The sequence below is a fragment of the Bacteroides sp. ET71 genome, assembly GCF_023336905.1.
Taxonomy (GTDB): domain Bacteria; phylum Bacteroidota; class Bacteroidia; order Bacteroidales; family Bacteroidaceae; genus Bacteroides.
Window position 1 is genome coordinate 198,179 of the sequence record NZ_JAMBLS010000001.1, and the last position, 22,276, is coordinate 220,454.

Here is a 22,276-nt window from a genome sequence, read left to right on the forward strand (position 1 = left end):
GATTCAACGTTGCTGATTATTAAGACGCTGGTTTACAATAACATAGATAACGACGGGAGCTCCCATAAGAGGCGTAACCACATTCAAGGGTATGAGCCCCCAAGCGGAAGGCAAGGCACACAACAGATTACAAAGCAAAGCTACTGCTCCTCCACATAAAGCTGTGAAAGGTAGCAGCAGACGATGATTGGCCGTACCTAACAAAAGACGAGCAACGTGTGGAACAGCTAAATCGATGAAAAGAACTGGCCCGCAAAAAGCGGTGGTCACCGCCGTAAGAAGACCGGTTGCCAACAACAATATATTACGTACCCGACGTACATGTACGCCCAGATTCTCGGCATACCGGTCACCCAGCAACAGTGCATTGAGTGGTTTTACCAACAGAAAAGCCCCCAGCAATCCCAACAACACGACAGCGGCATAGGCCGGCATCTGATGGAGAGAAACGCCGCCAAAATGTCCCATGCCCCATATTGTATAAGATTGTACTCCTTCGGCGGTAGCAAAAAAATTGATCAAGGAGACTGCGGAAGAAGCCAAATAGCCCACCATCATACCAGTGATAAGCAACATCACATTGCTCTTTATCAGGGTAGAAAAAAACAATAAGAGCATTATCACCAACATGGCACCTATAAAAGCACCGGCCAACACCGAAAAGAAACCGGTGCACGAGAAAATACCAGTCGGCATGGCTCCACCCATCAACAACATGACTATCGCCACACCTAAACCGGCACCGGAATTGACACCCAAGATGGAAGTACCTGCCAACGGATTCCGAAAAACAGTCTGCAACATCAGCCCGCACACAGCCAAAGCGCTGCCGGAAAGCAAAGCTGTCAACGCCTGTGGTAACCGGGCTTCCCAAAGAATAAAGTGCCAACTGGAAGGGCCGGCATCATCACCCAGCAGAATACGAACCACCGCTCTTAAAGGGATAGATACTGAACCGACCAACAGATTGGCCACAAACAACAGCAGAATAGCCGTCCCCAGCAAGACACCGTATTTACAAGCTTTGCCTATCACATCATTCTTCGTTTAACTTACAAAAATAGCGTAACCCACCCAAACCGTCCAAATCCGGATGGAGAATCTGTATCAGGTCAGATAAAAGATAATCGGGACGAAAAGGGGTCTCTTCGTGGTAATTGACTCGGGCCGTATTGCAACCGTAAACGTTACGCCGACGGAAAGCCTTAAATTCAGCATAACCTGCATAATCAGCACACAAATCAGCATAAGTCAAATCACGCTCGCGATTATACTTAATGAGCCAGACGTCAGCATCATGCGCCCGGTCGAACACAGCTTCGAAGCTCATGGGCAGGGAGGCGCTGGTAGACTTGTCGGCAAAGACATAGCGACCGCAGGCATCGGCATAGAGTTGTCCCATCGGGCTACGGCCGCCAGGCACGTACCATACCGACCCGTATTTCATGTCGCCAAACACAGACAACGAAACAGACGAAAGGCGAGCTTTTAAACACAATTGGCGGTAATGCTCTTCCACCTCGGCAAACAAGCTATCGGCCCGTTCGGCCACACCAAACAGGCGACCGTAGAACCGCATCCACTCGGCACGGCCTAAAGCCGAAGTTTCCAGATAATCGGCACATTCTACAAGAGGAATCCCCAACTTGCCTACCCGTCCATATCCGTTACTGTCCTGATAAGGCGAAAGCAGGATGGCATCGGGGTTCAACTGAATGATGCGTTCAATATCCGGGTTAGTGCTTATACCACAATCTGAAACCAACCCTTGTGCTTGTCGGTCAAGTATTTGAGACTGATTGATGTAGCGCAAATCACACACCCCTCCGACAGCCTCCAGCACATCCAAGTCTGCCAACAGTCCACAGTGCACAGCGGAATATACTAAGGAATTAGACAGAGGAATCCGTACTATCGTACCTTCCGGCAAAAGGCTGTCCGGCAGTTGTTTTTCCTTTGGAGCCAGCACATAAGTATGCAGAGTTTGCAACGTATCCCACGGGTTGCGCAAGGTGACGACCGTATAGTCCGGAAAGTCAACTATCGTCAGTTGTTTGGCCCAATGCAACTTCAGCGTATCCCCTCCCGACAAAGCCAAAGAGGCTTTGCCCCTGCCGCCACAGGCGACAAGGAACAAAGCCCAACCTACCATTACAAATAAATAGTAACTATGTCGCATCTTGTGTTTATTCCAATACCAGCATATTGGCAGCTCCCACGCCCACGTCGTAACTGCGCTGGACTTCACCCTGCGCGTTGTATTCATAGACATAACTGGGCAAAGTATAGGCATTGACCGGGTCATCTACATAAGAAGCAATGAAAATATGCCCGTCGGCGGGATTGACCGTGATGCCTGCGGGACTGTCCACCAGGTTAGATACGAAGCCGTTGCTGCTCGTCACTGCCGGGATGAAGGCATCATCCAATACGCTGTTGTCCGTCGCATTATAAGTGACATACTGGACGGATTCGGGTCCGTTGTAGGAATCGTAAATCGTGTAAAGGACATCGCCGGAGATGCACATAAATGTGACGGATACCTGCAAGTCTGTAGCCTCATCGCTTGCCGCGTCGATGGTCCAGAGCGAGCTCGGATTGTTGTAAAAGTCTCCCCAGCAGGCTACAAACAGCTTGCCGGACGCAGCATGTGCCACAATCTTGTTCGGATTGTTGCCCACTTCTATCTTCTTGACTTCCGTAAAATCATCCAGATTGATTTTAGAGACACTGCAATTGGCGGGAGGCCAGTTCATCCCGTCCGAATTGACCACATAGAGATAGTTGCCCAACACGGCCATTTCCTCTGGATTGGGACCTACCTGCACCGTATTGTCTATCTCGTTTGTCGCAGGGTCGATACGCACCACGTAACCGCCGTACATTGATGCATAGACGTATTCGCCATCCGTCACCACGTCGCGCGGCCCGCCCAAATCTGAGGGCGTCGGAATCTGCGCTACACTTTGCACGGTATTCTTGTTCACTACCTCTACGGTGTTCGACCCATTAACGGCTATGTACAGATTGTCGCCCAACACCACGCCGTCCTGCAGCATAGAACCCAGTTCGCGTCCGTTGACCAGCAAGAATACATCGTTGCGGTAGGATGCAGTGGACGGATCGATGAACGACAAAGATCCGCCGATGCCGGCGGATTGATTGCCTTGGTTGAACACATAGACTCCGCTTTCGGCACGGAAATTCTGGTCGTCATCACCACCACCGCCCGGATTGTCATCGTCATCGCAGGCAACGAACAGCATGGGCACAGCCAAGGCCCAAACCAAATGTTTCAGATGCTTCTTCCAATTCATAAACTTCTACTATTTAAAGGTTGATACTAAACGTCAGTTTGTACGAACGTCCCGGCATGGGATAGTTCTTCACGATGCTGTACTGCTTGTCGCCAAGGTTCTGCACATCGGCACGCACGGAACAGGATACGCCCTTCCAACGGAACGAGCGGTAGAGAGCAATGCCCCACTCCACATAACCAGACAGACGGTTGGAAGCTATGTTCTGCACCGAAGCATAGCGTTCGCTGCTGCCCGTGGCATGGCACGAGAGGTTCACCCACGGGTTTTCCCACGTCACGGAGAAAGCACCGGAATGTTCCGGCGTATAAGGAATCTGGTCTTTGTAATACAGAGAAGAGGGGTCTGTCTTGTCCACTGCATGTTGCCAGGTATAATTCAACGCGGCCAAAAGACGATGTTTGCCGGCCAGGCGAAAGGCAGCTTCCGCGTTCACGTCCGCTCCTCCGATGTCCACACGTCCCAGATTGGTAGTTGTCCAAAAGAACATGTTGTAGGGGATGGATACGATTTTGTCTTTCACATAGTTATAGTAACCGTCGGCCGAGAAGGTCAGTGTTTCCAGCCAGAAATTCCGGAAAGCCTTGCCGTAAGTCACCCCCATGTTGAACTGCCGGGCAATCTCGGGATTCACGTCCCTGTTGCCCCAACGGCCGAAATAATTGTCCGTAAAGGTGGCCACGCGGAAGATGTCTTTGTAGGAAGCACGAAGGCGGAAGTCGACATTCTCCAACGGCTTCCACGAGACGGACACCGAGGGCGACAGACGGCGGGCATCGCGGGCACTCTCGCCGCCACGGGCTTGGTTCTGATAGATAGAGGCCAGCAACAAGGCGGTCAGCGTCAGGCGCGGCGTGCGGTAGCGGGCAGAGAGGGTCTGCAACACCGTATGACGGTAAGGGCGGACGCCCGACGTGGCATCCGAAGTCAGGTTGTTGAACGAATAGTCGGCAGCGTAGGAAAAAGCCCAGGATTCCCACGGCGTGTAGAGCACAGCGGCCGAAGCGTAATACTCGCGCTGGTAGTAGCGGTTGTTCATGGCTCCGTCGGGATATTCGCTGCCCTGGTCGTGGTAGTGCGAGTAAGCCCAGTTGAACTTTCCGTTCAGTTGAAGCGACCAACAGTTGTCCCAATAGGTCTGGTAGTGCAGTTGCGAAAACAAGTTCCGTTCGGTCAGTTCCTCGTGGCTGGTGCTGTTGTAGAGAATCAGCGGTCCGGGCAGTTCGCGGAAGGAATCGTAGTAATAGACCTTGCCGTTCAGCACAGAACGGTCGTTAGGACGGGCATACAGGTTCCACTCTCCGCGCCAAGTCTCTATGTAATTGTTTTCCCGTTTCTCGCGGGTCTTGTAGACGCCGTTGACCAAGGTGAAGGGATAAAGGTTGTCGGCCCGCATGAAATCGCCAAAGACAGACATCGAGACTTTCGAGGCAAGCCGCTGGTCGTAGCGCAAGAACGGATTGGCCAAGCCGAAGGAACCGGTCTTCATTCCGGCATTGACGTGCCACGATTGGTCTGCGAAGTCGGGCTGAAGGGTCTGCAAGCGGATGGAAGCCGCCGAGGCCACGGTGCGCGCCGGCAAAAAGATGTCGTCGTTGTCACCCACCGTGAGCGACAGGTCGGCCACGTTGTCCAGCGAAAAGCGCGAGAAGTCAATCTGCCCGCTCTGACAGTCGGTCAGCGTGATGCCGTCGTAGGCCACCCCCGTGTGCTGAGCGCCCAGGCTGCGTACAGACACCGTCTTCATGCCCCCGGCACCTCCGTAGTCCTTGATGTTCACGCCCGAGAAACGCCGCAAGGCATCGGCCATGTCTGTGATGCCCAGCCGGTCGAACTCCGAGCGCGACAGGGATTGAAAGGGCGACGTGGCCGTCGTCTCGCGGACTACGAAGGGGGCACGCACCACTACTTCGCCCAGACGACGGACAGTCTTCACCACCGAATCCGTGTCTGCCTCTTGGGCAAACGCACCGGAAGCTGTGATAAAAAAGGTTGCGACACAGCACAGCCGCATCTTCATTCTTCTCCGCATAAACCGTCAAAGACTGTTCTTGATAAACATTGCACGCACCACCCGCTTTCCTCGAACGGACGGTTTTTCGACTTTGCCTTGCAGGTCTTCTGACTCGTTCCCGGGCGTGCCGCCTTCCCGTCTCCCGAGAGACAGTGGCTTAAAAGTGTGACACACCCGCCTTGGAAACTCACAGCAGCGGGACTGTTCGGGACTTTCACCCGATTCCCTTTTCATCCGGCAGCCCGAATGGGCCTGACGGAACAAGACGGAGCAAAGATAGAGGATTTTGCGGAAAGATGCAAGAGAATGATGCGGAAAAACAAAGTCCGCCCGCCTTAAATGTGTTTGCGAAGCAATTGAAGCACAGGCACAGGCAGTCCGCACACCCACAGACAGAGCGACCCGGCGAAGAACAGGATGCCGGTGGTCAGCATGATGTCGCCCAGGCCGACCAGCGGCGACACAATGCCTCCGAAAGCAAAAGCTATCACGCCCAGCAGAGCCGAAGCGACACCGGCGTTGCGGCGTTCGCAATCCATGGCCAAGGCACTGGCCGAAGTAAACGACAGTCCCACCAAGAAGAGGAGGCAAAACAACAGGAGTTCGTACAACCAGAAGTCGCACTTCGTGGAAAGAGCCGTCAGCAAGAGGAGGGATACCACCAGCAAACCGTTATTACCCAAATGCAAAGCGTGTTGCAACGAAGGCAGTTTGGCCACCAGCGTAGAAGCAACCACCATGCCCACGGCATTGATGCCGAAACACAGGCTGAACTGCAAGGGGGTCAGTCCGTAGTGCTGCTGCATGATGAAGGGTGCCGAGGCGATGTTGACAAAAAGCACGGACATAGCAAAGCCGTATTGCAATATATAAGAAAGGTAGGCCCGGTTGCGCAAGACATCCAGGAAGGTGCCCGACAGGGTTTTCCAGTTGGCCTGCGTGCGTCGCGCCACAGGCAAGGACTCGCGAAACCACAGGCAGGCAGCCAGCAGAACGGCTCCCAGCGCCAGGAGGAACCAGAAGATGGCGTGCCAACCGCCCAGCGCGGCCAACATGCCTCCACCCACGGGAGCGGCCACCGTGGCCACACCGTTGACGGCTCCGACCAGCGCCAGCATGGCGGCCAGCTCGTGGCCCACGTAGCGGTCGGCAGCGATGGAGCGGGAAATGACCACACCGCCGGCACCGGCCACACCTTGCACGAAACGGAAGGCTACGAAGACGGCAATGTTCGGCGCAAACAGGCAAGCCAGCGTGGCAAGCAAGAACAAAGCCATGGCCGCCAGCAACGGGCGGCGACGTCCGTAGCGGTCACTCAGCGGGCCAAACAGCAGTTGCCCCACGGCCAGGCCGACCATGCCGGTGGTCAATCCTAACTGGACGTTGGACGCCGTGGTGCGGAAATAGCCTGCCATGGCAGGCAGCGTCGGCAGGTACATGTCCATCACGAAGGGGCCGAACGCACTGAGCACGCCCAGAAACATCAGCATAAATCCTTTGGTATCTTGCTTACAAATCGTCTTCATTCTCAACCTTGTTTTTCCGGCGGCAAAATTACGGCGAAAGCTGGACTTCTGCCATGACGAAAACTTCGTAAAACATGGCAAATCCGGAACAGAACGACAAGAAAACGCCGTTTTTTAGTAATTTTGCCCCACGATTAAAGAATTGATTCCTTATGACCGAAACTTTACCGACCGACACCGCAAGCATCCGCTGCCTGGACACCGACCTCGCCAGCCTGCAACACAGCCCCTGCCACTTCCGCTGCGGCATCTACCTGGTCTGTACGCAAGGACGCGCCCTCGTCTCCACAGGGGTGCAACGATACGAGTTCGATGCCGAAACCGAACTGATTTTCCTGACCGGCAGCCTGATAGAAGTGATGGAGGCTTCGCCCGACTTCCGGTCACGGGTGCTCCTCTTCCCGCAAGACCTCTTTCTGAAGGCTATCTTGCCCATCGACACACCTTATTTTAATTATACGCACGAGCATCCGTGCTACCACCACACGCCCGACGCACGAAGCCAGAAGACGTGGCGCGAGATGCTGCTATGGATGGACATGGCACAGATGCTGTTTGTTGACAACGACTCCCCTTTCCGGGCACAACACGAGCAGAACTACCTGCAAAGCCTGCTGATGTGGCTCTTCAACACCATCCCCGAAAAGCAGGCAGCCGCAGGCAGCACCTTCAGCCGCAAGCAGCAGCTTTGCCACCGCTTCATGCAACTGGTACGCGAACACGGCACACGCCAGCACCTCGTGCCTTTCTACGCCGACAGCCTCTGCATCACTCCACGCTACCTTTACGAAGCCACCACGCAATACCTGGACGGGAAGACACCCAAGCAACTGATTGACGAACAACTCGTGGCCGAAATCAAGGTATTGCTGAACAACCCCACCCTGTCGGCCACCGAGATTGCCGCACAACTGAACTTCGCCGACCAGTCGTGCCTGACCCGTTTCTTTAAGAAGTACACAGGCCTCTCGCCCAAAGCATACAGGCTACAAATGAGGGCAGGCACAACGCGCTGAGCATCAGCTTCTGCCTCGTGTTCGACAAAAGCATGCCTCGTGTTCGGAGAGGCCGCGGCTCCTGTCCGGAAGAAGCAAAGCCGTCCCGAAGAGCAGGCGCAAAAAATCCCCGTTTCCACGGCAGGCAGAGGGAAAGAGGGGAAGGGGGCAACAGAAGAAAAAACACACTTTTTCCGAAGAATACCCCCTATTTTTAGGAGGTGTTTAGAGAAAAATACCTAACTTTGCGCCCGAGAACCCACTAAAACAAGACCCATTATGTCTAAAATGCGTTTTTTCGCTTTACAAGAGCTTGCCAACCGCAAGCCTCTTGAAGTAACTCCTCCATCGGAGAGACTGTCCGACTATTACGGCAGTCACGTTTTCGACCTGAAAAAGATGCAGGAATACCTGCCGCGCGAGGCCTATAAGGCTGTTACCGACGCCATCGAGAAAGGCACCGCCATCAACCGCGAAGCTGCCGACCTGGTGGCCAACGGCATGAAGAGCTGGGCCAAGTCGCTCGGCGTGACCCACTACACCCACTGGTTTCAGCCGCTGACCGACGGCACGGCCGAGAAACACGACGGTTTCATCGAACTGAGCGACGAAGGGAACGTCATCGAGCGCTTCTCGGGCAAACTGCTCATCCAGCAAGAACCCGACGCGTCGAGCTTCCCCAACGGAGGCATCCGCAACACCTTCGAAGCACGCGGCTACACGGCGTGGGACGTATCATCGCCCGCCTTCGTCGTCGACGACACGCTCTGTATCCCCACCATCTTCATCTCTTATACGGGCGAAGCGCTTGACTACAAGACCCCGCTGCTCAAGGCATTGGCTGCCGTCGACCGCGCGGCTACCGACGTCTGCCAGCTCTTCGACAAGAACGTCACCCGGGTATTCTCCAACCTGGGGTGGGAACAAGAATATTTCCTCGTCGACCTGGCGCTCTACAACGCTCGCCCGGACCTCTGCCTGACAGGACGAACACTGATGGGACACTCCTCGGCCAAAGACCAACAATTGGAAGACCACTACTTCGGCTCCATCCCCCCGCGCGTCACCGCCTTCATGAAAGAACTGGAGATTGAATGCCATAAACTGGGGATCCCCGTCAAGACCCGGCACAACGAAGTGGCCCCCAACCAGTTCGAGCTGGCTCCTATCTTCGAAAATGTCAACCTGGCCAACGACCACAACCAACTGGTGATGGACCTGATGAAACGCATTGCCCGCAAACACAACTTCGCCGTGCTGCTGCACGAAAAGCCCTACGACAGCGTCAACGGAAGCGGCAAACACAACAACTGGTCGCTCTGCACCGACACGGGCGTCAACCTCTTTGCACCGGGCAAGAACCCCAAGGGCAACATGCTGTTCCTCACCTTCCTGGTCAACGTGCTGATGATGGTCTACAAAAACCAAGACCTGCTGCGCGCCTCCATCATGAGCGCAGGCAACAGTCACCGCCTGGGCGCCAACGAGGCACCGCCTGCCATCCTGTCCATCTTCTTGGGCAAACAGCTTTCCGGTATATTGGACGAAATCACCCGCCAGGTGAGCGACAGCAAGATGACTGCCGAAGAAAAGACCACGCTGAAGCTGGGCATCGGCCGCATCCCCGAAATCTTGCTCGACACCACCGACCGCAACCGCACGTCTCCCTTTGCCTTCACCGGCAACCGCTTCGAGTTCCGCGCCGCCGGCTCGTCGGCCAACTGCGCCGCCGCCATGATAGCCATCAACGCCGCCATGGCCAACCAACTGAACGAATTTAAAGTAGCCGTAGACCGCCTGATGGAAGAAGGCACCGGCAAAGACGAAGCCATCTTCCGCGTGCTCAAGGAGACTATCATCGCCTCCGAACCCATCCGCTTCGAGGGCGACGGTTACTCCGAACAGTGGAAAAAGGAGGCCGCCCGCCGCGGACTGACCAACATCTGCCACGTGCCCGAAGCACTGATGCACTACGTAGACAACCAGTCGAAGGCCGTGCTGATAGGCGAGCACATCTTCAACGAAACCGAGCTGAACAGCCGCCTCGAGGTAGAGCTGGAGAAGTACACCATGAAGGTACAGATTGAAAGCCGCGTACTGGGCGACCTGGCCATCAACCACATCGTCCCCACGGCTGTCATCTACCAGAACCGCCTGCTGGAGAACCTGCGCGGCCTGCGCGAGACCTTCACTCCCGAGGAATACGAAGAACTCAGCGCCGACCGCAAGGAACTCATCCGCGAAATCTCGCACCGCGTCACAGCCATCAAGAAGCTGGTACGCGACATGATAGAGGCACGCAAGGTGGCCAATCACCTGCCCCACTACAAGGACCGCGCCTTCGCCTACGAAGAGACCGTGCGCCCCTACTTGGGAAGCATACGCGACCACATCGACCATCTGGAAATGGAAATCGACGATGAAATCTGGCCGCTGCCCAAGTATCGCGAACTGCTGTTCACGAAGTAAAACAAAAAACGAACCGTCCTGCCCCGTTTTCTCTTGAGCGGGGCAGGCGGCTTCGTCTGAAAAACAGTGCTTGCACAGCACGAAATAAACCAATACGCACCTGTAACTTTCAAGACTTATCCTCTTTTTTCTGCATCTTTTCGTCACAAATATGCAATATTTGATTTATTCTTACTACTTTTGTGCTGTATAACACAGTTGTGCAGCAGTTATGGTAAAGACAACCCTTTCAGACGTACACATTCCCGAGCTAATGGCCGACATGTGGTCACTCTTGACAAAAGAGCAACAGACCTTCTTGTCCAACAACTTCACGCTTCAGAATTACAAGAAAAACGAAGTCATACATTGTGAAGGAGAAACTCCTACCCACCTGATGTGCCTGCTGAGCGGGAAGGTGAAAATCTATAAAGACGGCGTGGGCGGGCGCAGCCAAATCATCCGCATGATCAAACCGGTAGGTTACTTTGGCTACGGTGCGTTCTTTGCCGGGAAAGACTACGTTACCGCAGCCGCTGCCTTCGAATCATCACTCATCTGCCTCATCCCCATGGCCGTCATCAAGACGCTGATCACGCAAAACAACGACCTGGCGTTCTTTTTCATCAAACAGTTGTCATTCGACCTGACCGTGGCAGACGAACGCACGGTCAACCTGACACAGAAACACATCCGAGGACGCCTGGCCGAATCGCTGCTCTTCCTGAAAGATAGCTACGGCCTGGAAGAAGACGGCTCCACACTAAGTATCTACCTCTCTCGCGAAGACTTGGCCAATCTCTCCAACATGACAACCTCCAATGCCATCCGCACACTGTCGCAGTTCGCTACCGAGAAGTTGATTGCCATAGACGGAAGAAAAATCAAAATCATAGAAGAAGAACGCCTGAAAAAGATTAGCAAGATAGGCTAACCCCTTTCGACGCCCATGTCTTACAGCAGGGGAAAATCATTACTTTCCACGTGGGCTTCTTTCATCACCTCCTTTAGTTCCGCGGCGATGTCCGGAAAGCGGTCAATGACATTGTGCCGCTCTGAAGGGTCAGCAGCCAGGTTATACAATTCATAATACGGCTTATCGCCCCTTATATTCTGGTATATCAGCTTCCAAACACCTTTGCGTACAGCCTGCTTGCCATTCTGTTCCTGAAACTCGAAATAAAGATAATCATGCTCTTTTTGCCCTTCCTGCCCCGTCAACACAGGCAAAAGGCTGATACCGTCCAAAGCCTCAACAGAAGTCTGAATATCGGAAGAAAGTATGTCACAAAACGTAGGCATCATGTCCCAGAAGGCACACATAAAATCAGTCTCCGTACCCGCCTGCACATGCCCCGGCCAAGAAACAATCAGCGGGATACGGATGCCGCCTTCATAAAGGTCGCGCTTATACCCCCGATAGATACTGTTGCTGTTAAAGAAATCCGGGTCAGCACCTCCCTCCTTATGAGGACCATTATCGCTGGCAAAGATGATGATAGTATTGTCATACAAACCTTTTTCTTTCAGCTTCTCCACCAGTTGCCCCACGTAAACGTCCAAGCGGGTCACCATCGATGCAAAAGTAGCATGCGGATAAAGCTGAGTACAATAGCCTCCTTTGCGGAAAGCCGGATGACCGGGTTCAGTACCCTGGAAAGCTTTCTCCGGATACTTACCGCGGAACTTACGGATAATGCTGTCCTCGGGCACAATCAATTCTGCATGAGGCAAGATGGTAGGATACCACAGAAAGAAAGGTTCATCCGACGAGGCATTGTCCAAGTATTCCAAGGCTTTCTGGTGAATAAGATCCGGAGCATACGTTCCACGTCCGTATTGTACCTGAAGGACATTGTCCTTCAGGTCGACACGCTGACTGTTGTCCCACAAATGGTCCGGATAATAGCTATGCGCCAAAAGCTGGCAATTAAAACCGAAGAAAGTATCGCAGCCTTGTGCTTGCGGATCACCCGTGGTTCCAACAAAACCTAAGCCCCATTTACCAAAAGCCGCAGTCTTGTACCCCGCTTCCTTAAATACATGGAAAATAGTATGCGCTTCCGCCGGCAAAGGATATTGTCCTTCTGGTTCCCTTTCAATGTTTCCACGGACATAAGTGTGCCCACTGTGCATGCCTGTCAGCAAACAGGAACGCGAGGGTGCACTGACCGTAGTGCCCGCATAAGCCTGAGTAAAACGCATGCCTTCGAGAGCCAAGGCGTCAATGGCCGGCGTTTCGAAACGCTCTTGCCCGTAGCAGCTTAAATCTCCATAACCTAAGTCATCTGCCAATATAAAGAGCACATTGGGGCGCTCTTGCGCAGCAAGACTCGATGTTGTACACAGGCACGGAAGCAATGGAAGAGTCCAAGAAAGTACTTTCATAGGATGAATCAGCTTAACAAATATCGTTCAACTTCTATGGCAGCCTTACAGCCCGAAGCCGCGGCCGTTATGGCTTGGCGATAATGTGGATCTGCCACATCGCCTGCGGCAAACACTCCGGGTAACTTGGTACGCGGCGTACCCGGCTCGGTCAAAATGTAGCCCACTTCGTCCGTTTCCAACCACGGTTTGAAGATGTCTGAGTTAGGCTTATGACCTATGGCCAGGAAGAAGCCATCGATGGGCAAGTCATAGGACTGTTCATCGGCCTCGCCCCGACGCTTCACCAAGTGCACGCCTTCCACACCGTTTTCGCCATACAAGCCTACGGCATTGTGTTCGAAAAGGACTTCAATCTTCGGATTGTTGAACACGCGTTGCTGCATCACCTTCGAAGCTCGCAAATAAGGCTTCCGCACGATGAGGTAGACCTTTGAAGCAAGACCGGCCAGGTAGGATGCTTCCTCGCAAGCCGTATCACCTCCGCCTACCACGGCCACCACTTTTTTGCGGTAAAAGAAACCATCGCACGTAGCACATGCGCTGACACCCATTCCGGCGTATTTCTTTTCATCGTCCAGACCTAAATATTTAGCCGTAGCCCCGGTGGCAATTATCACTGTGCGTGCTTCGATGACTTTCTCATTGTCTATCGTTATCTTGTAGGGAGAAGAACTTAAGTCTGCCGCCGTAGCTTCTCCGTAACGGATGTCTGCCCCGAAACGTTCGGCCTGCTTCCGCAAGTCCTCCATCAGTTCCGGGCCTCCGATGCCGGCGGGATAACCGGGGAAGTTCTCGACTTCGGTGGTCGTTGTCAACTGCCCACCAGGCTGCAAACCTGCATAAAGCACGGGAGAGAGGTTGGCCCGTCCGGCATAGATGGCAGCGGTATAGCCGGCAGGTCCGGAACCGATAATCAGGCATTTTACTTGTTCTGTTTCCATTTTCAGTTCATTATTTAAAGAGTGAGACATTGTTTACAAAGCATCTCCTTCCGGCAGACGGTGCAGCCTCCGTTTGAATGACGGACCTCAGCGCAAGTCGATGATTTCGGCCGTAGGATACGCCCGGCGGTCGAACGTAAAGAAAGAATCGGCATAATCTTGCTTGACGCGACAATCGCGGATGGTTATGACTGTGGGCTCGAAGCTGCCTGCCAAAGTCAGGCTGACGCGCGAAGGGAGCAACGTGTCTTTCTTAATCCAAACCAGCAGTTTCTCGATGGGCGTTTCGGAAGAAGTAGCGGTCATCTGAACCTGATAGACATCGGATGTGCCGCCCGCAAGGAGCTGCAACGCATAGCCTTGGTCATAGAGCGAGAGCCAGGCGTAGGGATTGAGGGTTTGCAGCTCGGCGGGAGTAGGTTCGGATATGTTCACCTCGTCAGACGAACTCAGGTAAGTCCATTGCGTGCGCCCGTCGAACCAAGTGGTCATTCCCCCGGCTTCCAACACAAACTTCTCTCCTTTCAACTGAATGGTACCGGAGGTGTTTCCTTCGGACGAATGAACCAAGAATGTAGCCCGGATGCCGCCTGCCCGCCGGAAGGCATCGGCCGTGCGGCGCATGACGTCGCGGGCTTCGTTTTCTTGTCCCCAGACAGCCAGGCAGCAGCAGGCGAAGAAGCAAAACGCAAGCCAACGGCAATAAGAAAGTATGCTGTTTTTTCCCATCTATCAAGAGTTTAATAATTATTCAAATGCTCTTCCAGCATCACAATGTCTGCGAAGTAGACTTCGCGCGGCTTACTGCCTTGCGCGGGCCCTACGATATTGGCCTTTTCCAACTGGTCCATGATACGCCCCGCACGGTTATATCCGATGGAGAATTTACGCTGGATGAGCGACGTAGACCCTTGCTGGCTGGAAACAATCAGACGGGCGGCGTCTTTAAACAGTGGGTCGAGCCGGTCCATGTCTACCCCTTCCAGGCTGCTTCCACCGTTCTCATCTTCCACTTCGGGTAAGAAGAAGGCGGTGGGATATCCTTGCTGGCGAGCAATGTATTCGGTGATGTTGACCACTTCGGGCGTGTCGATGAAAGCACACTGCACGCGCACCGGTTCGGCGCCTTGCAGGAAGAGCATATCACCGCGTCCAATGAGTTTATCAGCCCCCGGACGGTCGAGGATGGTACGCGAATCTATCATCTGCGATACCTTAAAAGCGATACGGGCCGGGAAATTGGCCTTGATAGTACCGGTGATGATGTTGGTCGTAGGTCGCTGGGTGGCGATAATCAAGTGGATGCCTACGGCGCGTGCCAACTGGGCAATGCGTGCGATGGGCAGTTCGACGTCTTTGCCGGCAGTCATGATAAGGTCACCGAACTCATCGATGACGACCACGATGTAGGGCATGTATTTATGCCCCTTCTCGGGGTTAAGCTGACGGTTGATGAACTTCTCGTTATATTCCTTGACGTTGCGCACGTGCGCCATTTTCAGCAAGTCGTAGCGCGTGTCCATCTCCACGCAGATGGAGTTGAGCGTCTGCACTACCTTGGTGACGTCGGTGATAATGGGCTCGGCCTCGTCAGGGAGCTTGGCCAGGAAATGGTGTTCGATGACGGAATAGATGCTGAACTCTACTTTCTTCGGGTCGACTAACACGAATTTCAGTTCGGCCGGATGTTTCTTATATAATAAGGAAGTAATGATGGCGTTCAGTCCGACAGATTTACCTTGTCCCGTAGCACCTGCCACGAGGATGTGAGGCATCTTGGCCAAGTCTACCATGAAGACTTCGTTCGTGATGGTCTTCCCCAGGGCGATGGGCAGGTCGTAGGTGGACTCCTGGAACTTCTTGCTGCCAATGATGCTCTGCCCCGAAACGATGCGCGGTTTCTTGCTGGGTACCTCGATGCCGATGGTACCTTTGCCGGGGATGGGGGCTATGATGCGGATGCCTAGGGCGGCGAGGGCCATGGCGATGTCATTCTCCAAGCCTTTGATGCGCGAGATACGGACGCCGGGTTCCAAGGTGATTTCGTAAAGCGTCACCGTGGGGCCAACGGTAGCCTTGATGCTGTTGATTTCGATGCCGAAGCTGCGGAGCGTCTTCACGATTTCATCTTTATTGGCATTCTGCTCTTCCATGTTCACCACAGGTTCGGACTCGTCGAAATGTTTCAGCAGGTCGAGCGTGGGAAAATGATAGTGCTCCAGGTCGAGCCGTGGGTTGTAGGGTTCTCGCTCTTCCACGACCGGTTCGTCGGCATGCGACTCTATCTCGAACCCCGGTTCCTTGGCAGCGGCAGATGCGGGAACGACGGAAACCACGGGGTCGGACTGCGGCACCTCGATGTCGATGGGCACGTCGACGCCGGCAGGCGAAGCTTGTGTGTCGTCCACTCTCTCAGCCGGTATGTCCAGGTCGAGTGTTATCTCCTCTGGCGCTTCTTCCACTTCGGCAGGCATCGGCTTCGGCTCACCGGAGTCTTTGGGTGCTTCTTCTTTCTTCTTGCGCTGCACGCCCCACGACGTGTCAAACTCTTCGGGCACCTCGCCTTCGCCGGCTTCAAACTTTTCTTCCTTCGGCTTCCGCTTCAGGAAACTCAGCGTGAAGAGGCGGCGTAACCAGGCAACGGTGCGCGCGCTGAGATAGGCCAGGAAACAGACGGCCGTGGCAAGCAGGATGAGCCACACGCCCGGCACGCCCACCTGCGAGGCAAGCCAGTTGCCTACGTTATAGCCGTGCAGGCCGCCCAGATAGACAAAGGAGTCTTGGTACTGATGGCGGAAGGCGAAACCGAAAAAGACGGAGAACCACACCAGCAAGACCGTGCAACCGATGAACCAGCGCCACAGGCGCACGCGCCGAATCTTCATCAGCTTCAGCCCGGCCATAGCCAGGAAAACCAGGATAAAGAACGAGGCGACGCCGAAGCAGTCGTTGATGAAATAACTGGCCAACTGCGCCCCACGCGAACCGGCGTAATTGCTCACACCGTTGTTCACCGAAGCCAGTTCTTCGGCCGTAGCGTTCTCAAGGATACTCTGGTCGGCCGCTCCCGTAAAGAAGAACGACATGAAAGCCAGCAACAAATAGACAGAAAATATGATGAGCAGCAACCCGATGATAAAACGGGCTGTTTCGTTCTTGAACACAGCTTTCAACCGGCCTGCGAACGAGAGCCCCGGCTCCTTCTCCTTGCTTGTAGTTTTCTTTTCCATTGAATGACCAAAATGGTGAATAAAGACGGATGCAAAAGTAATAATTATCTGTCACGTGACAAAATGTATTTCCTTACAGAACAAGATTCGTTTGTTCCGTCCCGACAACCGGACACGTGGAGACGAACAAGAAGCAAGGCTACACCGAACACAAGAGGAGCAAACGCCGAACAAGAAGGAAGGCCATCGCGCTTGGCACAAACAACGCCTCCCCAGCCCGCCTTTTCCGACAAAAAGTCAGGCTCAACACCGAAGTTTTGAAGCACCATCCCTACTTTATTAACCGGAAAAGCGCGAGAAAATAAAAAAACTTTGTACTTTTGTACCCAAATTGATGAAATATTGCGATATGAACTTGAACGTATTAGAACTGAGCGAACAGGAAATCATCCGACGCAACAGCCTCAACGAGCTGCGCGCCTTGGGCATTGACCCTTATCCCGCCGCCGAGTATGTAACCAATGCTTTCTCCACCGACATAAAAGCGGACTTCAAAGACGACGCCGAACCGCGCCAAGTGTCCATCGCCGGACGCATGATGAGCCGCCGCGTCATGGGCAAAGCATCTTTCGTAGAATTGCAAGATTCGAAAGGACGCATCCAGGTGTACATCACACGCGACGACATCTGCCCGGACGAGAACAAGGACATGTATAACACAGTGTTCAAACGCCTGCTCGACTTGGGCGACTTCATAGGCATCGAAGGTTTCGTGTTCCGCACACAGACGGGCGAAATCAGCGTACATGCCAAAAAGCTGACCGTGCTGGCCAAAAGCTTGCGCCCCCTGCCCATCGTAAAATACAAGGACGGCGTGGCCTACGACTCCTTCGAAGACCCCGAACTGCGTTACCGCCAGCGCTACGTAGACCTCATCGTGAACGATGGCGTGAAGGACACATTCCTGAAGCGTTCTAAAATCATCAGCACCATGCGCGCCGTGCTCGACGAAGCCGGCTACACCGAGGTAGAAACACCCATCCTGCAATCCATCCCCGGCGGTGCCAGTGCACGGCCCTTCATCACCCACCACAACTCATTGGACATCGACCTCTACCTGCGCATCGCCACCGAGCTCTACCTGAAGCGTCTCATCGTGGGCGGCTTCGAAGGCGTCTACGAGATTGGCAAGAACTTCCGCAACGAGGGCATGGACAAGAGCCATAATCCGGAGTTCACCTGCATGGAACTGTACGTGCAGTACAAGGACTACAACTGGATGATGAGCTTCACCGAGAAGCTGCTGGAGCGCATCTGCATTGCCGTGAACGGCTGCCCGGAGACGGTGATAGACGGCAAGACCATCAGCTTCAAGGCTCCCTACCGACGCCTACCCATCCTTGAGGCCATCAAGGAAAAGACGGGCTACGACCTGGAAGGCAAGACAGAAGACGAGATACGCACCATCTGCAAGGAACTGAAGATGGAAATAGACGACACCATGGGCAAAGGCAAGCTGATAGATGAAATCTTCGGCGAGTTCTGCGAAGGCACCTTCATCCAGCCCACCTTCATCACGGATTATCCCGTGGAGATGTCGCCACTGACCAAGATGCACCGCAGCAAGCCCGGCCTGACCGAACGTTTCGAACTGATGGTGAACGGCAAGGAACTGGCCAATGCTTACAGCGAATTGAACGACCCCTTGGACCAGGAAGAACGCTTCAAAGAGCAGCTCCGCCTGAGCGAGAAGGGCGACGACGAAGCCATGTTCATCGACCAGGACTTCCTCAAGGCACTGCAATACGGCATGCCACCCACGTCGGGCATCGGTATCGGCATTGACCGCCTGACCATGCTCATGACGGGCAAGCCCTTCATCCAGGAGGTGCTCTTCTTCCCGCAGATGCGCCCGGAGAAAGTCGCCCCCAAGGACGCTCCCGCCAAATACACCGAACTGGGAATCCCTGCCGACTGGGTGCCCGTCATCCAGAAAGCCGGCTACAACCTGGTGAGCGACATGAAAGACGTCAACCCGCAGAAACTTCACATGGACATTTGCGGAATCAACAAGAAATACAAACTGGAACTGGCCAATCCAAGCGTGGCCGACGTGCAAGCCTGGATTGAAAAGATTGAGAAATGAAACTCCCCGGAAAGATAGCCGTGATGGGCGGGGGCAGTTGGGCAACGGCCATCGCCAAGATTGTCCTCTCGAAAACCGAGACAATCAACTGGTATATGCGACGTGACGACCGCATCGCCGACTTCAAACGGCTGGGGCATAACCCGGCCTACCTGACAAGCGTCAAGTTCGACATCAAGCGCATCAGCTTCAGTTCGAACATCAACGACGTGGTGAAGGAGTCAGACACGTTGATATTCGTCACGCCGTCACCTTACCTCAAGTCACACTTGAAGAAGCTGAAGACCAAGATAAAGGACAAGTTCATCATCACGGCCATTAAAGGCATCGTGCCAGACGACAACCTCATCGTGTCGGAATACTTCACCAAGGAGTATAACGTGCCGACCGAAAACATCGCCGTCATTGCCGGCCCCTGCCATGCGGAAGAAGTGGCATTGGAACGACTCTCCTACCTCACCATCGCCTGTCCGGACACATCCAAAGCTTCGCTTATAGCCGAACGCTTTGCCAGTTCATACATCAAAACCTCGGTGAGCAATGACGTGGCCGGCATTGAATATGGCTCGGTGCTGAAGAACGTCTATGCCATTGCCGCCGGTATCTGCAACGGCCTGAAATACGGTGACAACTTCCAGGCCGTGCTGATGTCTAACGCCGTGCAGGAGATGAACCGCTTCCTCACCACCGTCTACCCGCTGAACCGCAATGTCTACGATTCGGCCTACCTGGGCGACCTGCTGGTGACAGGCTATTCCAACTTCAGCCGCAACCGGGCCTTCGGCACCATGATTGGCAAGGGCTATTCGGTGAAGAGCGCACAGATAGAGATGGAAATGATTGCCGAAGGCTACTACGGCACCAAGTGCATCAAGGAAATCAACAAGCACTATCACGTAAACATGCCGATACTGGACGCTGTCTACAACATCCTCTACGAACGCATTTCCCCCACTATCGAGATTAAGTTGCTGACGGACTCGTTCCGGTAGCGGATTAACCATATATACATTTATATATAACAAACATTGAGCTATGATTACTTTGAACATTGAAAAGACCTTCGGATTCATTTCCAAGGAAAATGTGTGCGCTTATGAAAAGCAGGTAAAAGAAGCACAAGACATGCTGGAAAACGGCACCGGACTGGGTAATGATTTTCTGGGATGGCTACACCTGCCCTCTTCCATCACACAGGAACACCTGAATGACTTGAAAGCTACCGCACAAGTACTGCGTGAAAACTGCGACGTCGTAGTCGTTGCCGGCATTGGCGGCAGCTACCTGGGCGCACGTGCCGTTATCGAAGCTCTGTCCAACAGCTTCACCTGGTTGCAGGAGAAGAAAGATGCTCCCGTCATCCTCTACGCCGGACACAACATCGGCGAAGACTATCTGTATGAACTGACCGAATACCTGAAAGGCAAAAAGTTCGGCGTCATCAACATCTCCAAGTCAGGCACGACCACCGAAACAGCATTGGCTTTCCGTTTGCTACGCAAGCAATGCGAAGACCAGCGTGGGAAAGAGATGGCCAAGAAAGTCATCGTAGCCATCACCGACGCCAAGAAAGGCGCCGCCCGTGTAACGGCTGACAAAGAAGGCTACAAGTCGTTCATCATCCCCGACAATGTAGGCGGACGATTCTCCGTACTGACGCCCGTAGGACTGTTGCCCATCGCCGTAGCCGGATTCGACATTGAGAAGTTAGTAGCCGGCGCCGTAGCCATGGAGAAAGCTTGTGGCAAAGACGTACCCTTTGCCGAGAACCCTGCCGCCATCTATGCCGCCACTCGCAATGAACTCTATAAAAACGGCAAGAAGATTGAAATCCTTGTGAACTTCAACCCGAAACTGCATTATGTAAGCGAATGGTGGAAACAACTGTATGGCGAATCGGAAGGTAAAGACAACAAAGGCATCTTCCCCGCAGCCGTAGACTTCTCTACCGACCTTCATTCGATGGGGCAATGGATTCAGGAAGGTGAACGCACCATTTACGAAACTGTCATTTCCGTAGAACATACTAACCACAAGCTGCAAGTACCCAGCGATGAAGAAAATCTGGACGGCCTGAACTACCTGGCCGGCAAACGCGTAGACGAAGTAAACAAGATGGCCGAACTGGGCACTCAACTGGCCCATGTGGATGGCGGTGTCCCCAACCTGCGCCTCACTATCCCCGCCTTGGACGAAACAAGTATCGGCGGCCTGCTGTATTTCTTCGAAAAAGCTTGCGGCATCAGCGGCTACCTGCTGGGCGTGAATCCCTTCAACCAGCCGGGCGTAGAAGCTTACAAGAAGAACATGTTTGCCCTGCTTAACAAACCGGGCTATGAGGAAGCCTCGAAAGCTATCCAGGCAAGACTCTAAACCAATGTAAGCAAAACATAAACCCAAGAGAGGATGTTCGGACGACAAAAAGCCGGGCATCCTTTCATTTTACCAACTCTTCCATACATATATGTACCAAGAGGCTATAAGAAACTACCTGAAAACTACAAGACAAGAGAAGATTTGTTTGAAAGCCGTCCTCTTCGACATGGATGGCGTCTTGTTCGACTCCATGCCTTACCACGCCGAAGCCTGGGCCACTGTGATGAACCGACACGGCCTGCGCTTCAGCCGACAAGAAGCGTTCCTGCACGAAGGACGCACAGGGGCATCGACCATCAACATCGCCTACAACCGGCAGTATGGACACGATGCGCCGCCCGAACTCATCGAACAGATTTATGCCGAGAAAAGCGAAGCCTTCAGCACTTATCCCGAGCCTGTATCCATGCCCGGCGCCCCTGCATTGTTGCAAAAGGTGACAGGTGTCGGCCTCACCCCCGTACTGGTGACAGGTTCGGGCCAACGCTCGCTGCTGGACCGCCTCAACCACCACTATCCCGGTATCTTCACCCCGGAACATATGGTGACCGCCTTCGACGTGAAGCACGGAAAGCCCAATCCCGAGCCCTATCTGATGGGGCTCCAAAAAGCCGACGTACAAGCCCACGAAGCCATCGTAGTGGAAAACGCCCCCATCGGCGTACAAGCCGGACACGCGGCCGGAATCTTCACCATCGCTGTCAACACCGGTCCGCTGGACGGACAAGTGCTGCTGGATGCCGGTGCCGACTTGCTGTTCCCCTCCATGCAGGCTTTGTGCGATGCGTGGGAAGAAATCTTTCCCCTGCTCCATAAAGGTTAGCGATATAGGAGACATAGGAAGTGCCGCATCCTTGCGGCACATTCACCAGGTGCTATAGGAGGTGCCGCATCCTGCGGCACATTTACTATACAACATACTAAAAAAACATTCAGAAAACGTGTGATGGCG

At 53.8% G+C, this 22,276-nt stretch carries 16 protein-coding genes and 1 riboswitch; of the genes, 7 read left to right on the forward strand and 9 right to left on the reverse strand.

Going from position 1 to position 22,276, the window contains the following annotated elements:
• Positions 1-3: 3 nt before the first annotated feature.
• The 5 genes from M3090_RS00840 to M3090_RS00860 form a co-directional block, all read right to left on the reverse strand.
• Positions 4-1,032: an iron chelate uptake ABC transporter family permease subunit gene (locus M3090_RS00840; protein ID WP_249053586.1), complete on the reverse strand. Its 1,029-nt coding sequence runs from the start codon at positions 1,030-1,032 to the stop codon at positions 4-6.
• Positions 1,033-1,036: 4 nt separating this feature from the next.
• A complete protein-coding gene (locus tag M3090_RS00845) occupies positions 1,037-2,179 on the reverse strand; it encodes an ABC transporter substrate-binding protein (protein ID WP_249053502.1) in 1,143 nt (380 codons plus the stop codon).
• A 7-nt stretch (positions 2,180-2,186) separates the two neighbouring features.
• Positions 2,187-3,317 carry a YncE family protein gene (locus M3090_RS00850; RefSeq protein ID WP_249053503.1) on the reverse strand — a complete coding sequence of 377 codons (1,131 nt, stop codon included), beginning with the start codon at positions 3,315-3,317 and terminating at the stop codon, positions 2,187-2,189.
• 13 nt (positions 3,318-3,330) lie between these two features.
• A complete protein-coding gene (locus tag M3090_RS00855) occupies positions 3,331-5,349 on the reverse strand; it encodes a TonB-dependent receptor plug domain-containing protein (RefSeq protein ID WP_249053504.1) in 2,019 nt (672 codons plus the stop codon).
• A gap of 61 nt (positions 5,350-5,410) precedes the next feature.
• Positions 5,411-5,612: riboswitch (cobalamin riboswitch) on the reverse strand.
• 54 nt (positions 5,613-5,666) lie between these two features.
• Positions 5,667-6,857: a Bcr/CflA family efflux MFS transporter gene (locus M3090_RS00860; protein ID WP_249053505.1), complete on the reverse strand. Its 1,191-nt coding sequence runs from the start codon at positions 6,855-6,857 to the stop codon at positions 5,667-5,669.
• Between the two features lie 152 nt (positions 6,858-7,009).
• Here M3090_RS00860 and M3090_RS00865 point away from each other — a divergent pair, with 152 nt between their 5' ends.
• From M3090_RS00865 to M3090_RS00875, 3 genes are all read left to right on the forward strand, one after another.
• A complete protein-coding gene (locus M3090_RS00865) occupies positions 7,010-7,873 on the forward strand; it encodes a helix-turn-helix domain-containing protein (RefSeq protein WP_249053506.1) in 864 nt (287 codons plus the stop codon).
• A 258-nt stretch (positions 7,874-8,131) separates the two neighbouring features.
• Complete coding sequence (locus M3090_RS00870; protein WP_249053507.1) at positions 8,132-10,321, forward strand: glutamine synthetase III; 2,190 nt, start codon at positions 8,132-8,134, stop codon at positions 10,319-10,321.
• Positions 10,322-10,532: 211 nt separating this feature from the next.
• Positions 10,533-11,234 carry a Crp/Fnr family transcriptional regulator gene (locus tag M3090_RS00875; RefSeq protein ID WP_249053508.1) on the forward strand — a complete coding sequence of 234 codons (702 nt, stop codon included), beginning with the start codon at positions 10,533-10,535 and terminating at the stop codon, positions 11,232-11,234.
• A 20-nt stretch (positions 11,235-11,254) separates the two neighbouring features.
• Here M3090_RS00875 and M3090_RS00880 read toward each other — a convergent pair whose 3' ends face one another.
• The 4 genes from M3090_RS00880 to M3090_RS00895 form a co-directional block, all read right to left on the reverse strand.
• Positions 11,255-12,688 (reverse strand): arylsulfatase, encoded by a 1,434-nt coding sequence (locus M3090_RS00880; RefSeq protein WP_249053509.1) that lies wholly within the window; start codon positions 12,686-12,688, stop codon positions 11,255-11,257.
• An 8-nt stretch (positions 12,689-12,696) separates the two neighbouring features.
• A complete protein-coding gene (gene trxB / locus M3090_RS00885) occupies positions 12,697-13,632 on the reverse strand; it encodes a thioredoxin-disulfide reductase (RefSeq protein WP_249053510.1) in 936 nt (311 codons plus the stop codon).
• Positions 13,633-13,719: 87 nt separating this feature from the next.
• Positions 13,720-14,361, reverse strand: a complete 642-nt coding sequence (locus M3090_RS00890; protein WP_249053511.1) for a LolA-like putative outer membrane lipoprotein chaperone — start codon at positions 14,359-14,361, stop codon at positions 13,720-13,722.
• A gap of 11 nt (positions 14,362-14,372) precedes the next feature.
• Positions 14,373-16,862 (reverse strand): DNA translocase FtsK, encoded by a 2,490-nt coding sequence (locus M3090_RS00895; RefSeq protein ID WP_249053512.1) that lies wholly within the window; start codon positions 16,860-16,862, stop codon positions 14,373-14,375.
• A 355-nt stretch (positions 16,863-17,217) separates the two neighbouring features.
• On the opposite strand from M3090_RS00895, the gene lysS reads away from it, so the two are divergent.
• From lysS to M3090_RS00915, 4 genes are all read left to right on the forward strand, one after another.
• Positions 17,218-18,948, forward strand: coding sequence for a lysine--tRNA ligase (gene lysS / locus M3090_RS00900; protein WP_249053587.1), 1,731 nt, complete (start codon positions 17,218-17,220; stop codon positions 18,946-18,948).
• Positions 18,945-19,940, forward strand: a complete 996-nt coding sequence (locus M3090_RS00905) for an NAD(P)H-dependent glycerol-3-phosphate dehydrogenase (protein ID WP_249053513.1) — start codon at positions 18,945-18,947, stop codon at positions 19,938-19,940. The genes lysS and M3090_RS00905 overlap by 4 nt, the downstream gene beginning before the upstream one ends.
• A 43-nt stretch (positions 19,941-19,983) precedes the next feature.
• Positions 19,984-21,321 (forward strand): glucose-6-phosphate isomerase, encoded by a 1,338-nt coding sequence (locus tag M3090_RS00910; RefSeq protein ID WP_249053514.1) that lies wholly within the window; start codon positions 19,984-19,986, stop codon positions 21,319-21,321.
• A gap of 91 nt (positions 21,322-21,412) precedes the next feature.
• The gene (locus M3090_RS00915) at positions 21,413-22,147 is read left to right on the forward strand and encodes an HAD-IA family hydrolase (protein WP_249053516.1); all 735 of its coding nucleotides are present in this window, start codon (positions 21,413-21,415) and stop codon (positions 22,145-22,147) included.
• The last annotated feature ends 129 nt before the right edge of the window (positions 22,148-22,276 follow it).

Excerpts from the sequence above, each read along its gene's own strand:
- M3090_RS00845 (WP_249053502.1), bottom strand. The coding sequence starts at position 2,179 with ATGCGACATAGTTACTATTTATTTGTAATGGTAGGTTGGGCTTTGTTC.
- M3090_RS00850 (WP_249053503.1), bottom strand. The coding sequence starts at position 3,317 with ATGAATTGGAAGAAGCATCTGAAACATTTGGTTTGGGCCTTGGCTGTG.
- M3090_RS00855 (WP_249053504.1), bottom strand. The coding sequence starts at position 5,349 with ATGCGGAGAAGAATGAAGATGCGGCTGTGCTGTGTCGCAACCTTTTTT.
- M3090_RS00860 (WP_249053505.1), bottom strand. The coding sequence starts at position 6,857 with ATGAAGACGATTTGTAAGCAAGATACCAAAGGATTTATGCTGATGTTT.
- M3090_RS00865 (WP_249053506.1), top strand. The coding sequence starts at position 7,010 with ATGACCGAAACTTTACCGACCGACACCGCAAGCATCCGCTGCCTGGAC.
- M3090_RS00870 (WP_249053507.1), top strand. The coding sequence starts at position 8,132 with ATGTCTAAAATGCGTTTTTTCGCTTTACAAGAGCTTGCCAACCGCAAG.
- M3090_RS00875 (WP_249053508.1), top strand. The coding sequence starts at position 10,533 with ATGGTAAAGACAACCCTTTCAGACGTACACATTCCCGAGCTAATGGCC.
- M3090_RS00880 (WP_249053509.1), bottom strand. The coding sequence starts at position 12,688 with ATGAAAGTACTTTCTTGGACTCTTCCATTGCTTCCGTGCCTGTGTACA.
- trxB (WP_249053510.1), bottom strand. The coding sequence starts at position 13,632 with ATGGAAACAGAACAAGTAAAATGCCTGATTATCGGTTCCGGACCTGCC.
- M3090_RS00890 (WP_249053511.1), bottom strand. The coding sequence starts at position 14,361 with ATGGGAAAAAACAGCATACTTTCTTATTGCCGTTGGCTTGCGTTTTGC.
- M3090_RS00895 (WP_249053512.1), bottom strand. The coding sequence starts at position 16,862 with ATGGAAAAGAAAACTACAAGCAAGGAGAAGGAGCCGGGGCTCTCGTTC.
- M3090_RS00905 (WP_249053513.1), top strand. The coding sequence starts at position 18,945 with ATGAAACTCCCCGGAAAGATAGCCGTGATGGGCGGGGGCAGTTGGGCA.
- M3090_RS00910 (WP_249053514.1), top strand. The coding sequence starts at position 19,984 with ATGATTACTTTGAACATTGAAAAGACCTTCGGATTCATTTCCAAGGAA.
- M3090_RS00915 (WP_249053516.1), top strand. The coding sequence starts at position 21,413 with ATGTACCAAGAGGCTATAAGAAACTACCTGAAAACTACAAGACAAGAG.